Source organism: Veillonella parvula, assembly GCF_001553335.1.
GTDB classification, from domain to species: Bacteria; Bacillota; Negativicutes; order Veillonellales; family Veillonellaceae; genus Veillonella; species Veillonella parvula_S.
Window position 1 is genome coordinate 24,399 of record NZ_KQ960777.1, and the last position, 13,326, is coordinate 37,724.

Sequence of the window (13,326 nt, forward strand, 5' to 3'; positions counted from 1 at the left end):
GTGACCACACGTCTATCAAATGGTTACAAAAGATAAATGTTAGCAGCATGTGGCGGCGTCCCTATGTGAGAGGGCTCATCGGAATGCTTAGGTGCATGCAACGCTGTAAGTATAGTACTGGATCCTTGTTAGGAGGCATGTGCCATGAGTAACGAATTAAAACCACTACATTTTGATGCGGATTATACGATGGAGGAAGCGCTCGCAGAGGCAAAACGTTGTTTAAATTGTCCAAAGCCTTTGTGCCGTATGGGCTGTCCTATTGAAAACGAAATACCTCGTTTCATCCAAGCTATCGCACGTGGTAATTTTGGTGAAGCTAATGATATCTTGGCGGAACGAACAAATTTACCGTCTATCTGCGGTCGCGTATGCCCACGAGAAAATCAATGCGAAGGCAACTGTATCATGAATAAGGCGAAAAAACCGCCTATTAACATTGGTAAATTGGAACGCTTCGCGGCTGACTTTGAAAGCATCAATGAACTTCGCAAGCCTAAGAAAATCAAACAAGATCTCGGTAAGGTAGCTGTAGTAGGTTCTGGGCCTGCAGGTTTGTCCGTAGCTGGTGATGTGGCTAAACTCGGTTATGAGGTAACTGTATTTGAAGGCCAATCTGAACCAGGTGGCGTACTCTTATTTGGTATTCCGGAATTCCGCTTGTCTAAAGCCGTTGTACGTCGTGAGATCGCTCGTCTTGAAGGGTTAGGCGTTAAGTTCGTATGCAATACATTTATCGGCCAAGATAAAACTTTGGACGATCTCTTTGCTGAAGGATATGATTCTATCTTCATCGGTACTGGTACGCATATTCCTCAAGACGTGCGCATGGAAAACGATGAAGTACCTGGTGTATTCCAAGCAATGTACTTGTTGACGAATGTACAATTGGTAGAAAATGGGGAACTTGATGAAAATCAAATTCCTGTTAAAAAAGGTGACCGTGTTATCATCATCGGTGGTGGTAACGTAGCGATGGATGCGGCTCGTACATGCGTACGTTTAGGCTGCGAAGCGGTAACAGTAGCATATCGTCGTAGCCAAGAACAAATGCCAGCCTTGTTGTCTGAATACGAAGAAGCCCGCGCTGAAGGCGTTCAATTCCAATGGTTCGCTTCTCCAGTAGGCGTAGAAGGTACAGATAAGGTTGAAGGCTTCAAATATGAAGTGATGGCGCTTAACGAAGATGGTGCAGGTATCCACGGCACTGGTAATTTCCAAGTAATGCCTGTTGATAAAATCATTATCGCCGCAGGTCATAAACCAAATGCTCGTCTTGTAGGTGAAGGTAATAACTTAAAGGTAGATGAAAAAGGTTATATTATTACATCTGAAGATCCATATGGTATGACTAGTCGTGAAGGCGTATTTGCAGGTGGTGACGTTGTTCATAAACCTGCTACTGTAGTATTGGCTATGCGTGAAGCTAAAAAAGCTGTTGATGGCATGGTAAAATACATGGAAATCAAAAAAGCACAAGAAAGTGCAAATCAATAATGTTATATGAATACATAGAAAGGACTATACAGTTGAACTGTATAGTCCTTTTGTATTATGAATAGACTTATTATTCCTAAATGTATTTTAACAATATTGCGTATTTACTATATATCGCATTTACTATATATCGTATAGTCTTCTTGTATTATGAATAGAACTAGGTGATTTTATAAATCAAGTGTATGCATAATGTATAAATGCTGTTTAAAAATTGCAATATATAGATAATACCTGTATTTTTGATTTGCTATCTGTATTTTTAATGATAATAACTTTTATATATACTAAAATTCCACGAAATGATGAAATCCTACGCAATGAAATCTGCATAGTACAAAAGCCTTAACTAAAATGATTTACACATTAGTTTTTGTTAAGGCTTTTGTGTTATCGCTTTTCAACCACTACTAGGAAATGATTGAGCCCAGATTTATAGTAAAGGCATAAATATGTGTTGAGGGAGAAAGTAGATAGAGGTTGGCATGAATCCTATCGTATGTTGTCAAGATCTACAAGTTCGACAAGAAGTTCACAAGCTTGGTGTATTGATTTTACTTTGGCGCAGACAATTGGGAATGACTCAATATCAATTGGCAGATAAATCTGGTTTAGCCCAATCTTATATTAGTGATCTTGAAAGTGGTGCCGTAGATCCTCGGTGGTCCACAATTTATAGAGTAGTGTATGGACTTGGAGAAATGAATATACAAGACTTTTTGAATGGGCCGCAAACAATTAGAAGCCTAAAGATTCATTAATGATGATGACTTCCATAGTTTGCATATTGCGCATCTTTTTATAGTAAATGGTTAATGCATTACATATGCGGTCGGGAGAACCACAGTCATAGCATTTCTCTTCTAATGTGGCACATGGATTGAGAGAGCTCTTTTTGTTCTTTTTGCTGTTGAGCGGAGCGGCCACATTGCGTGCACGATAGATGGCGGAAGCTAAATCCGGCGTAATTTTGTTGATACCTAGCACAAAAAATACCTCTTGAGAGCCAAAGAGTGAGGCGGCAACACGATTACCCGTACCATCAATATTGACCATTTCCCCCGTTTGAGCAAGAGCATTGACTGAGGTGAGAAATACATCACGTCCCATGGTGCGCAATGCGGTGTCGCGGAAGCTTTCACCAGGAAGGGGACGTTGGATATCCATTACATCTTTGTTGACTTCGGATAGGGCTTCATAAGCGTTGAGTTTTAGTAACGTGCGAGAGTCCCCGATGGCTACGCGTTTGTTTTGAATACGAACTTTTAAATAGGAAATAGCTTCAGTACCTGTTTCGAAATAATGGACTACAAAATTATTGCGTTCCAAGGCTTTAATTGTTTTCTCTATGTCTATAGGATTGTCGTTGTATTTTGGATGTATAACAGCGTTGATCGTTGTCTTTGTATTTGCCATAAGACCTCCTAAATGGGTGTATAAGGAATATAAATTGGCATTTGGCTATCCGTATTTTGTTTCTATCATTGTAGCGTATTATGTGTAAAGAGTTCAATTATTGGTATGTAGTTCATAGATAAACATTAATTGAAGTGCTGTATGTTAAAATTTAAAGTAAAACTTTAGGAATCTAATCCAATTTTATACTTAAAATAATAAAAATTTGGAATGAAATCCAACTTTATGATAAAATTAATATAAAGTTGGAATGGAATCCAAATTTATTAGGTAAGTGATATGATATCTGATATTACTAATACATGGGTTCCATCTATGAGAAGGTACATAGATGAGGAGGCCCTTATGAAGTTAATTCAGCGCCAAGGATATCTAGATTTTTTACGGCGTAATCGAGAGCGGCCTATTATTAAGGTCGTTTCAGGCATACGCCGTTGTGGTAAATCTACATTGTTTAGGCTGTTTAAAGATGAGTTATTGGCAGATAATGTGAAGCCTGAACAGATTATTTCCATTAATTTTGAAGAATTGGAATACGAGCATTTGCGAGATTACCATGCGTTGTATCAATATATTTTAGAACGTATGCAGCCTAATGAAACGAATTATATTTTTCTTGATGAAATTCAGCATGTAGAACAATTTCATCGTGTCGTAGATAGCTTGTTTGTAAAAGAGAACACAGATTTATATATTACGGGCTCCAATGCATACTTTATGTCTTCTGATATCGCCACATTATTGACTGGACGATATGTGGAAATTCAGATGTTGCCATTGTCCTTCAGTGAGTTTTACCATAGCAAGTATGAGGGTAATCAGTATTCTTTGATTCCTGCCTATGAGGCCTATCTTCGTGAAAGTTCCTTCCCTTATACTCAGCAATTAGGGGGCGAAGACTTTGATATTCAAGAATACTTACGTGGATTATATAATACTTTGTTATTGCATGATGTTGTGGCTCGATTGAAAATTAATGATGTCACAATTTTACAAGATATAGTGCGGTATATTATGGCGAATGTTGGTAGTTTACTTTCACCAAATAAAATAGCCAACTCTCTCGTTAGTGCAGGTCGAAAAATCGATAATAAAACTGTAGAACGGTATTTACAAGGATTACAGGATAGCTTGTTGTTATATAAGGTAAATCGCTATGACGTACGAGGTAAAGAATTACTACGTATCAATGCAAAGTATTATAGTGTTGATGTAACATTACGAAATTTGCTAGTTGGGAATGCGAGCCGTGATACAGGTCATATACTAGAAAATATCGTTTTTCTAGAGCTCATTAGACGAGGATACACCGTATATGTAGGGCAACTGGCTAAGGGTGAAATAGATTTTGTAGCACAAAAAGGGGGAATTACCGAATATTATCAAGTTAGTGAGACCGTACTTGACTCTAATACTTTGAGCCAAGAACTAGCACCGCTTGAGGCGGTACAAGACCAATACTCTAAGTTTTTGCTCACCTTAGATGAACTAAATAAAAATGCCAACTACGACGGAATTCAACAACGAAATGTTTTAGAATGGTTGTTAGAGAGTCGTTAACTTGCTATAATAATAGTATTGATATGGCGTAATGCCAATGTTAAGGAGGCAAAAATCGTGGATTTAATTCAAAAATTAAAAGACCAAGTAAAACCATTAGGTAAAAAAATCGTGTTGCCAGAATACAAAGATGAACGCGTATTGAAAGCAACTGAAATTATTTTGAAAGAAGGTTTCGTAACACCTGTACTCGTTGGTAATCCTGCTGAAATCGCTGAGGCTGCTAAAGCTGTTGGTGTATCCATCGAAGGTGCTGAAATCATCGATCCTGCTAACTACGATCGTTACCAAGAAATGGTTGATACATTCGTAGAATTGCGCGCTAAAAAAGGCATGACTCCTGAAAAAGCTGACGCAACTATGAAAGGCGATTGCTTGTTCTTCGGTGCTATGCTTGTTCGCCTTGGCGCAGTAGATGGCATGGTTGCTGGTTCCGCTTGCCCAACTGCAAACGTATTGCGCGCTGCATTGCAAGTTGTAGGTACTAAACCAGGTCTTAAAACTGTATCTTCTTCCATGTTCATGTTCACAAGCAAAAAAGAATATGGCGACGACGGTATGCTTGTATTCTCTGACTGCGGCGTATTGCCTAATCCAACTAGCGAACAATTGGCTGATATTGCAGAATCCACTGTAGAAAAAGCTCGCAAAGTTGTTGGCATGGCTGACCCTCGCGTATCCATGTTGTCCTTCTCCACAAAAGGTTCTGCTTCCACTCCAGAAGTAGATAAAGTGGTTGAAGCTGTTAACATCTTGAAAGAACGCAACGTTGACTTCAAATTCGACGGCGAATTACAATTGGATGCTTCCATTGTTCCTTCCGTAGCAGAAAAGAAAGCTCCTGGCTCCAATGTAGCTGGTAAAGCTAACATCTTGATTTTCCCTGATCTTCAAGCTGCTAACATTGGTTACAAATTGGTACAACGCTTCTCCGGCGCTGATGCTCTTGGCCCATTGATTCAAGGCTTGGCTAAACCAGTTCATGACCTTTCCCGTGGCTGCTCTGCTCAAGACGTTGTAGACGTTGCTGCTATCGCTGCTGTTGAAAGTATCTAATAGCTGCCTACATAATTTTATATATACATATATGTCATATATGTTTTGATATGCTGAAAGCTGGCTCTATAGGGTCAGCTTTTTGTATGTTCAACATATATTCATATATTTTATATTCATCACGCCATGTTATTTCCTACAGCATTATCATTATTGTTATGTCACTTTCAAATTCGTAGCCACTGCGACAGACAGAATCCATGGTTGGTCGTATAGTATAACTATAAGAAAACAGATCGGCGTAAACCATTGGAGGTGTATCTTATGAGTTTTGGGACTATTAATAAATCCATGACCGTAGCTGATGCGGTTAAAGTAAATCCAGAGTTAATGGATGTATTAGCAAAAGATGGAATTGATTTTTGCTGTGGTGGTGGACATCCTTTAACTGAGGCTATTGCAGAAAAAGGTAAAGATGTGGATGCATACATTGCTATGCTAAATGATGTACAAGTTGCTCAGAAATCTTCTCGTGCAGAGGTGCTTAGTTATTCTAAAGACCAATTGATTGATTACATTGTTCATACCTATCATAGAGAACAATTAAATATGATTGATGAAATTGACCAAGGGTTGGCAAAACTACTAAATGTACATTATGACCATCATGGTGAGGAATTGACAAAGATTTATCAAACCTTTTTGCAACTCAAATCCGCTCTTGTACCTCATTTCCGGCATGAAGAACATGTAGACTTTCCTGAGTTTAAAGCGGGTAAACCCATAGACTTTGATGAACTTCGGGCTGAACACGAAGCTGCAGGTGTACTTTTGGAATCCTTAAGTGCATTGACTAACCAGTACACAGCACCAGCAGATGGCTGTGCTACTTATGTCTATGTATTTAAGACCATGAAAGCCTTAGAAGAAGGCCTGCATGAACATATTTTCTTAGAAAATTCTGTTTTGTTTGACATGAAATAGATTATAATATCATCTGTATAATGACAAGGAGCTCTTGCAAAATGGCTCCTTGTATGTAGTAAAGACACCAATCGAATGGTTGGTGTCTTTTGTTATCTTGAGAATCATGAGTTTGTAGCTATAGTATGGGGGAAATACATCATTTGCGTAAATTCATATAGAAGGTGTATGATTAAGTTAACTATATTTGATTAATATCTTTAATCAATATATTGAGTAAATGCACTTGATATATACAGGTGTAGTTATGTTTGAAGTCGTGAAAAGGAGAGGGCTATGATTTCTGTATTCGACACAAATCCTGTTGTTTTTGAAAGTACGGATCGTATATTAACGGTTAGTTACAATGGTGTACTCTGTAAAGATTCGAATGGACAAGTTATAACTGACATTGATTTTGATGATGTAAATGAGCTTCATCTTACAAGATATTTAAATTCAAATAGTAACTATTCGATTATATTTAGAGACCATAATTGGAAAAATATAGAAGGTCAAGATTTAGATACTGACCGTACAGATTATAATACTGGTCATAATATTCGTGAAACCAAAGCAATCATTGCTGCTTTTGCTCGCCATAAATTGACAGCGGACTTCCCTGCGAATTTAGATACTCTTCAATTGCCACTAGATTACTCCTATATGGGTAAACGAGAAATTACTATTAAAAACGGTGTTATTTCGAATGGTAAGGTAGATATTCCTATTAATGAAATTCGTCGCGTAGTGTGTGCATCTAATGGTACAATTAGTAAACTATTAGTATATAAAGAAGAAAAACCTAGTTCTTTCTTTAAAAAGATTTTCGACAAATGTGATATGAAAATTACGTTGAATGCCATTACGTTGCCTTTGTTGGAAGCTATCGTAACGCGCAATACAGGTCATGGTATCGATTTCACTCGTGGTAATGGCTTTGATCAAAAAGATTCCAATTATATTATCATTCGCTATCTTGATTCTGGATTCTTCCTTGAAAAAGATGGTACAGCAACAACAGAATGGCAAAAAACTGCGGCGGAAACAACGGCAAAATTTAATTATGATGTGAAAACATTATTAGTGTAATAAAGATTTTTAATTTAAATTAGGAGATTCCATGTCTGTATATCAATTTTCCCTGCCTACTAAGTCTGGTGAATTACAATCCTTACAAACTTATGAAGGTAAGGTTCTTATCATTGTTAACACGGCAAGCAAATGTGGATTTAAATTATCTCAATGGTATCGATCCTAATTATTTAAAGGACGATGAGGTAAAGTGGAACTTCACTAAGTTTGTTATAGATCGTAAAGGTAATGTGGTAGGGCGCTTCGAGCCTGTTGTAAAACCGATGGAAATGGAAGCTTTCATTAAAAAACTCATTTAGTAGAGTCATTAGTATGGTAAAGAAAAGAACCGCTAGTTTTTGTAACTAGCGGTTCTTTTGTGTAAATAAATAAATACATATATATTTATTTATTTTTGTTTATACATAGTAATGTAAGGTTTTATGTGAATAGGAAATAAAATTTCCTAGGAGATTTTTGTATCTTTATGGGCTTAAAGTATGTTTTGAGGCTCATCCTCAAAGATAAATCCTGTCATCGATAGGGAACCCAAACTATAGGTTTGATTAAATACAGTCGGTTTTGTACTTTCACTAGCACCCATAATATAGATTAATGGCAGATAGTGATCTGGTGTAGGTGCAGCATAGCTAGCCTGAGGATGTCGAGTGTAATTAACAATAGCATCTATATCGTTTTTTAAGACGGCCTTAGAAATATATTGGTCAAACTCAATTGTGGCGGAGGTGCCAGATGGATTATCCCATTCTATGCGTCTTAGATTATGAACGATGTTGCCGCTGCCCATGATAAGATAGCCTTCATCGCGTAATGACTGAAGCTTTGTTCCTAGTTGATAGGCTTCTTTTGGGCTTAGGTATTTATTGATAGATAGTTGGACAACGGGAATCGATGCATCAGGGAACATGTGAACTAACACAGTCCACATGCCGTGATCGATACCCCAAGTGTCATTTATAGAAACGGAGTTACCCAGTAATTTTTGTACTTTTTTTGTTAAATTGCTGTCACCCTTTGCAGGATACACAACTTCGTAAAGTTCTTGAGGGAATCCATACATATCGTAAATTTGCTTTGGGTTCTCTGCGCTTTGAACATAGGTGTCATCTGCATACCAATGGGCAGAGATGGCAAGTATGGCTTTTGGTTTGCCATAGTTGTTAATTATATTTTGTCCTATACTTTTGAAAGTATTTGTTGTTTCTGTATGTTCTAAAGCCATCATAGGGCTGCCGTGACCGACGAATAGTGTAGGCATGCGTTTCATAATATCACCTAATCCTTCAATTGATAATGTGTAATCTGTTTAATGCTGTAAAATTGATACAATTGTTTAGCTATAAATGTTGATGACTAAATCTAATAGTTATTGATTCACCAACCGATAATTGTATTTAGTTAGTAAGTTTATTATATATTGGTGCAAATATTTTGAATAGTAGAATTATTTGAGATAGGTACTATCAAATATAATAGAATTGTGATATTTACTGATTAAAAAATTTTCAAAAATTTTTGTACCCTAAAAAATGATACTATAAAATACTTGCAATTCTAAAAAATTGTGATATGATTTGAACTACATTAAGTGGAAATATTTCTAATACCGAAATAGAAATTGTAGTGTAGCTATAAAGAGTAGCTTAGTTATAGATGTTAATTTTGTTATAACAAGCTACTTAAGCTAGATATATAAGGAGAATGACAATGGCAGAGCAACTTGTAAATGTTCATGATTTAGTGGGGCGGTGTCCTTTTGCAACGAGCCAAAAGTTATTGGCTGGCAAATGGTCTTTGTTGATTATGCATGAATTATCTGAAGGTCCTGTGCGCTTCCGTGAATTAGAACGGAGATTACATCCAATCACACAAGCAACACTTACAAGAGCGTTGCGCCAAATGGAGGATGATGGCCTTGTACATCGTGAAGTATATGGAACCATTCCACCAAAGGTTGAATATAGCCTTACTGAAGTGGGGACTGGTTTTAAAACTGTGTTAGCTTCCCTTGAAAACTGGGGTAACCAATATATCGACTATATGAAAGCCGCTGGCCGCATCTAAGAAATGCCAGCGGCATTTCTGCCCTTATTATGATACATATGGGGCACTATATATTTGATAAGACTTTAAAAAAGGCCTTTATATGTGTCATGAATAGCCATTTGTTTATGCCATGTATTTAGAAAAATATGGTATAATAAAAAATACGAATGATATAAATTCTCAATAAATCAGAGGTATTGATAATAATGTTACATGTTACTTTTTTAGCGCATAGTGGATTCCTTGTAGAGGATGGTAAGCGTTGCTATGTGTTTGATTATTATAAGGATCCTAATAATATTGTTTGGCAGTTGGCTAAACGAGGTCGTGAACTTTGGTTCTTCGTGAGTCACACTCATGGAGATCACTTTAACCCATCCATTACGGAATTTGATGGTCCTCAAACGCGCTATATTTGCCATCAAGATGTGCCGTTAGAGGGCAAGGTAAAAAAATGTATTACCATGCGCCCTGGCCAAGATGCACTATTAGATGATGTAGGCATCCATATGTATGGCAGCACCGATGAAGGTGGTTCTTTTTACGTAAAGACAAATACGGCGAATATCGACTCTGACTCTATCTTCCATGCAGGCGACCTTAATTGGTGGCATTGGCTTGGTGATACGCCAGAAAACAATGCGGATGCAAAGCGCATGGCTTGGCGTGAGTTTAAGGAATTAGAGGGCTTGTCCGTAGATGTAGCGATGTTCCCTGTAGACAATCGTTTGGAAGACGCTATGGAGTGGGGCAGTATTGAATTTTTGCGCCGTGTACAGGTGAATAAAGCCTTTATTCCAATGCATTTGAATGGTCCATTATGGACACCGTCTGTGTACTTTAAAGCTCTCTTTGGGGAGGTGCCGATTTGGGAACCTCAAAAAGATGGCGATGAGGCTACATTTTAGATTGTAGATATAAGTGTGAAAGTCCGTAGACCTCGAGGTCACTACGTTATATAGGGACAGTCTATATGCGTAATTGAGTAAGTTAGGATCAAGTGATGATGAAAACCAAACCAGTGGCAACCACCCTGTTGGTTGTCATGGCTATTATATTTTTAATTTCATATCCGCAGCGACATGATACATTTTGGGCCTTTATCATGCATATCTCTGGGGCAGCTATGATAGGTGGCCTCGCGGACTGGTATGCAGTAACGGCTCTCTTTACGAAGCCTTTAGGCATTCCTTTCAAAACGGCAATCTTGCCGCGCAGTAAGGAACGATTAATTCAAATAGGCCGCACTATGCTCAGCGAAGAGCTATTGCGCGTGCCACAGATGTATTATGCTATCAAAAAAGAACGCGTTATGGTCCGTATCGTTGAATACGGCATGAGCGATGTGGGACAAGTTCAAATTCGAAATCTCTTGTACGGTGTGGGCAATCAAGTTTTATCTCATATGGATATTGAACCGATGCGCCAAGAGATTAATAAGGCTATTTATAAGGGGGTTACAAACTGGAAAGCAACACCCCTTGTTATTCTCTTTGGTCGTTGTATGCTAGAACGTCACACAGCAAGCGTGTTTTGGCTTTATTTTAACCGCACATGTCAGCGTGTTATCGCATCAAATCAGGTATACCCGTATTTGTATCGCGTCATGCTAGACATTATGAAAACTTATACAAAGGATTCTTTCTTTCGCGAATTGGCTATCGCCTTTGGTGGAGATGGACTTTCACCAGAACGATTGGTAGAAACGGTACAGAAAAAAGCCGTTCAGTTCTTGAAGGAAAATGAATCTATCGATTCTGCATTGGGGCGCTATGTATGGGGCCAAGCAATTCGATTCTTCAATAACCTAGAAACCAATACAGAGTGGCAAGCTTTCATCGAAGAACATAAAAATCAGTGGATTAGAATGGTTCTTGAAGAATGGGAAGGCAAACTTATCGATGGGGATACATTGGACTGGAAACGCCTCATGGACATCGTTATCGATCGCTTTAATGTGCTCGGCACCGAAATTTTGTTGAATCCAGATAAGCAGGCGCCGTTTGAACGGTTCTTCTTGTTGCGTAGTATTCCGTGGTTGCAGAAGTTGAACCCGCTCATCGACAGTGTGGTAGGTCAGGAATTATCTCGTTACTCGCCTGATGAAATCACTCAAATTGTTCGGGGCAAAATGTACTATGACCTTCAAATGGTGCGTATTAATGGTTCCCTTATAGGCGCTGTCCTTGGCGGCATCTTATACGGTTTGACCATCATTGTAGAGGGGGTGCTCAAATGATTAGTTATTTGAAATCCCTTACCTTGAAACAGCGTGCTAATGGCATTCTAGGCTTGACTGCCGTATTGTACTGCTTTGCTTTCGTAGGACAATTTTTCTTTGGCTATGAAAGTTGGTATCAACCGTTGTACTGGGCGGTTCAATCTGCCCTCATCGGCAGTGTGGCTGACTGGTTTGCTGTAACGGCTTTATTTCGCAAGCCACTAGGCTTCCCATATCATACAGCGCTAATTCCTCGCAATAAAGATCGCCTCATTAATGGTGTCATTAAACTTGTAGAGACGAAGATGCTTACCAAGGAGCGTTGTAAGGTATTATTGAAAAATGTGCAATTTGTGCCATTGTTTGAAAAGTTCTTGTTGTCTCCTGAGGGGCAGAGAGCAGCGCGCCTTGTGATTCATCAAGGACTACACCTTTTATGGAAATCTCAAACTAATGAAGAATGGGCACAATGGGGGGCAAAACGCATTCGCGGGTTGCTTCAACAACATTCTCTCGTGCCTGTTTTGAAACACGTATTACTCGATTTATGTGAGCATAATCGCTATGAAAGTATGGTTGTACAAGTTTTAAACGTGATTCAAGAACGGATTAATCATCCAGCTATGGTTACCTGGCTTACCGCTGTCGTAGCAGAAGAGGCACATAAGAAAAAGCGAAAAGGCTTCTGGTCTGATTTCCTTATTTCTATGTCCGAAGCTACCGATGTAGTAAACTATCAAGAAATGGCAGAGGCTATTGTCCAAGAGGCCTATGCTATGCTGGAAAGCTGGAAACGACCAAATAGCCCTGAACGAACAGCTTGGTTGCGACAATGGGTAGAACCAATTCGTAATATTGAAGAAAACCATGAAGTCTGCGATGCTCTTGATGAAGCGTGGGAACGTTGGATTCGTGAACAAGATTGGGAATCTGTTATCGAAAACCATTTATGCCCTTATATAGAAGAATTATTGCTCATAGGGGATGAAAATGGGGAGACGCCAGCTCAGGTCTTAGTTAATATTGCTCTTGAATTATGGAATGTATACGGTCAATCAGAAGATCTTAGAAATCGTATTGAAAAAACCTTACACGATATTGGCGACTACGTACTTGAACAAGGGTATGACCTCATTGAAACTATCATACGTCAAGTATTAGGTGGCCTCAGTACAGATAAATTTATTTACTTTATTGAATCTAAGGTGGAGGATGATCTCAGCTGGATTCGTATTAATGGCGCTATCGTTGGTGCTGTAGCGGGTCTGCTTGTATGGACCTTCTTAGAATATGTATATATGCCGTTTTGGCAACAATTTGTAGGCTAAAGTTAATTATCTATAATAAGTTGCTTTAAAATTAAATACACAAAAACGAGCATATAGAAGGAGCTTCTATATGCTAGTTTTTTATGGTTTAATTAATTCTACATTATGGGCTTTTTGAATTAAAATGGATATAGAAACGGGACTGACCAATGGTCAGTCCCGTTTGTGTTATTGTACGCCGAATAGGCATGACTAAACCCCCAG

General features: G+C 38.4%; 12 protein-coding genes and 1 pseudogene. 11 read left to right on the forward strand and 2 right to left on the reverse strand.

Annotated features, from left to right (window positions below; genetic code table 11):
• Window positions 1-144 precede the first annotated feature (144 nt).
• Both HMPREF1865_RS01295 and HMPREF1865_RS01300 read left to right on the forward strand, forming a co-directional pair.
• Window positions 145-1,497 (forward strand): NAD(P)-dependent oxidoreductase, encoded by a 1,353-nt coding sequence (locus HMPREF1865_RS01295; RefSeq protein ID WP_004694624.1) that lies wholly within the window; start codon window positions 145-147, stop codon window positions 1,495-1,497.
• 485 nt (window positions 1,498-1,982) lie between these two features.
• Window positions 1,983-2,258 carry a helix-turn-helix domain-containing protein gene (locus HMPREF1865_RS01300; RefSeq protein ID WP_004694625.1) on the forward strand — a complete coding sequence of 92 codons (276 nt, stop codon included), beginning with the start codon at window positions 1,983-1,985 and terminating at the stop codon, window positions 2,256-2,258.
• Here HMPREF1865_RS01300 and HMPREF1865_RS01305 read toward each other — a convergent pair.
• Window positions 2,236-2,913 carry a lactate utilization protein gene (locus HMPREF1865_RS01305; protein WP_060918944.1) on the reverse strand — a complete coding sequence of 226 codons (678 nt, stop codon included), beginning with the start codon at window positions 2,911-2,913 and terminating at the stop codon, window positions 2,236-2,238. The two genes, HMPREF1865_RS01300 and HMPREF1865_RS01305, sit on opposite strands and share 23 nt — an antisense overlap.
• A 345-nt stretch (window positions 2,914-3,258) precedes the next feature.
• On the opposite strand from HMPREF1865_RS01305, the gene HMPREF1865_RS01310 reads away from it, so the two are divergent.
• The 5 genes and pseudogenes from HMPREF1865_RS01310 (at window position 3,259) to HMPREF1865_RS01330 (ending at window position 7,826) form a co-directional block, all read left to right on the forward strand.
• Window positions 3,259-4,473 carry an ATP-binding protein gene (locus tag HMPREF1865_RS01310; RefSeq protein ID WP_060918945.1) on the forward strand — a complete coding sequence of 405 codons (1,215 nt, stop codon included), beginning with the start codon at window positions 3,259-3,261 and terminating at the stop codon, window positions 4,471-4,473.
• A gap of 57 nt (window positions 4,474-4,530) precedes the next feature.
• Window positions 4,531-5,529, forward strand: coding sequence for a phosphate acetyltransferase (pta, locus tag HMPREF1865_RS01315; protein WP_008602113.1), 999 nt, complete (start codon window positions 4,531-4,533; stop codon window positions 5,527-5,529).
• A gap of 264 nt (window positions 5,530-5,793) precedes the next feature.
• A complete protein-coding gene (locus HMPREF1865_RS01320) occupies window positions 5,794-6,453 on the forward strand; it encodes a DUF542 domain-containing protein (protein ID WP_060918946.1) in 660 nt (219 codons plus the stop codon).
• Between the two features lie 276 nt (window positions 6,454-6,729).
• Entirely contained in the window at window positions 6,730-7,524 is a 795-nt protein-coding gene (locus HMPREF1865_RS01325; protein ID WP_008602116.1) for a hypothetical protein, read from the forward strand.
• A gap of 31 nt (window positions 7,525-7,555) precedes the next feature.
• Window positions 7,556-7,826, forward strand: a pseudogene (locus tag HMPREF1865_RS01330) (hypothetical protein).
• A 173-nt stretch (window positions 7,827-7,999) separates the two neighbouring features.
• Here HMPREF1865_RS01330 and ygiD read toward each other — a convergent pair.
• Window positions 8,000-8,794: a 4,5-DOPA-extradiol-dioxygenase gene (gene ygiD, locus HMPREF1865_RS01335; RefSeq protein WP_060918948.1), complete on the reverse strand. Its 795-nt coding sequence runs from the start codon at window positions 8,792-8,794 to the stop codon at window positions 8,000-8,002.
• Between the two features lie 440 nt (window positions 8,795-9,234).
• On the opposite strand from ygiD, the gene HMPREF1865_RS01340 reads away from it, so the two are divergent.
• The 4 genes from HMPREF1865_RS01340 to HMPREF1865_RS01355 all read left to right on the forward strand — a co-directional run bounded on the left by HMPREF1865_RS01340 (window position 9,235) and on the right by HMPREF1865_RS01355 (window position 13,122).
• Entirely contained in the window at window positions 9,235-9,591 is a 357-nt protein-coding gene (locus HMPREF1865_RS01340) for a winged helix-turn-helix transcriptional regulator (protein WP_060918949.1), read from the forward strand.
• Between the two features lie 188 nt (window positions 9,592-9,779).
• Window positions 9,780-10,481, forward strand: coding sequence for an MBL fold metallo-hydrolase (locus HMPREF1865_RS01345; protein ID WP_060918950.1), 702 nt, complete (start codon window positions 9,780-9,782; stop codon window positions 10,479-10,481).
• Between the two features lie 95 nt (window positions 10,482-10,576).
• Window positions 10,577-11,812, forward strand: a complete 1,236-nt coding sequence (locus HMPREF1865_RS01350; protein WP_012864917.1) for a DUF445 family protein — start codon at window positions 10,577-10,579, stop codon at window positions 11,810-11,812.
• Window positions 11,809-13,122, forward strand: a complete 1,314-nt coding sequence (locus HMPREF1865_RS01355; RefSeq protein ID WP_060918951.1) for a DUF445 domain-containing protein — start codon at window positions 11,809-11,811, stop codon at window positions 13,120-13,122. The genes HMPREF1865_RS01350 and HMPREF1865_RS01355 overlap by 4 nt, the downstream gene beginning before the upstream one ends.
• Window positions 13,123-13,326 lie beyond the last annotated feature (204 nt).

Bases quoted from the DNA above. Each gene is read 5' to 3' on its own strand.
- HMPREF1865_RS01340 (WP_060918949.1), top strand. From the start codon at position 9,235: ATGGCAGAGCAACTTGTAAATGTTCATGATTTAGTGGGGCGGTGTCCT.
- HMPREF1865_RS01310 (WP_060918945.1), top strand. From the start codon at position 3,259: ATGAAGTTAATTCAGCGCCAAGGATATCTAGATTTTTTACGGCGTAAT.
- HMPREF1865_RS01295 (WP_004694624.1), top strand. From the start codon at position 145: ATGAGTAACGAATTAAAACCACTACATTTTGATGCGGATTATACGATG.
- HMPREF1865_RS01325 (WP_008602116.1), top strand. From the start codon at position 6,730: ATGATTTCTGTATTCGACACAAATCCTGTTGTTTTTGAAAGTACGGAT.
- HMPREF1865_RS01355 (WP_060918951.1), top strand. From the start codon at position 11,809: ATGATTAGTTATTTGAAATCCCTTACCTTGAAACAGCGTGCTAATGGC.
- HMPREF1865_RS01345 (WP_060918950.1), top strand. From the start codon at position 9,780: ATGTTACATGTTACTTTTTTAGCGCATAGTGGATTCCTTGTAGAGGAT.
- HMPREF1865_RS01300 (WP_004694625.1), top strand. From the start codon at position 1,983: ATGAATCCTATCGTATGTTGTCAAGATCTACAAGTTCGACAAGAAGTT.
- ygiD (WP_060918948.1), bottom strand. From the start codon at position 8,794: ATGAAACGCATGCCTACACTATTCGTCGGTCACGGCAGCCCTATGATG.
- HMPREF1865_RS01305 (WP_060918944.1), bottom strand. From the start codon at position 2,913: ATGGCAAATACAAAGACAACGATCAACGCTGTTATACATCCAAAATAC.
- HMPREF1865_RS01320 (WP_060918946.1), top strand. From the start codon at position 5,794: ATGAGTTTTGGGACTATTAATAAATCCATGACCGTAGCTGATGCGGTT.
- HMPREF1865_RS01350 (WP_012864917.1), top strand. From the start codon at position 10,577: ATGATGAAAACCAAACCAGTGGCAACCACCCTGTTGGTTGTCATGGCT.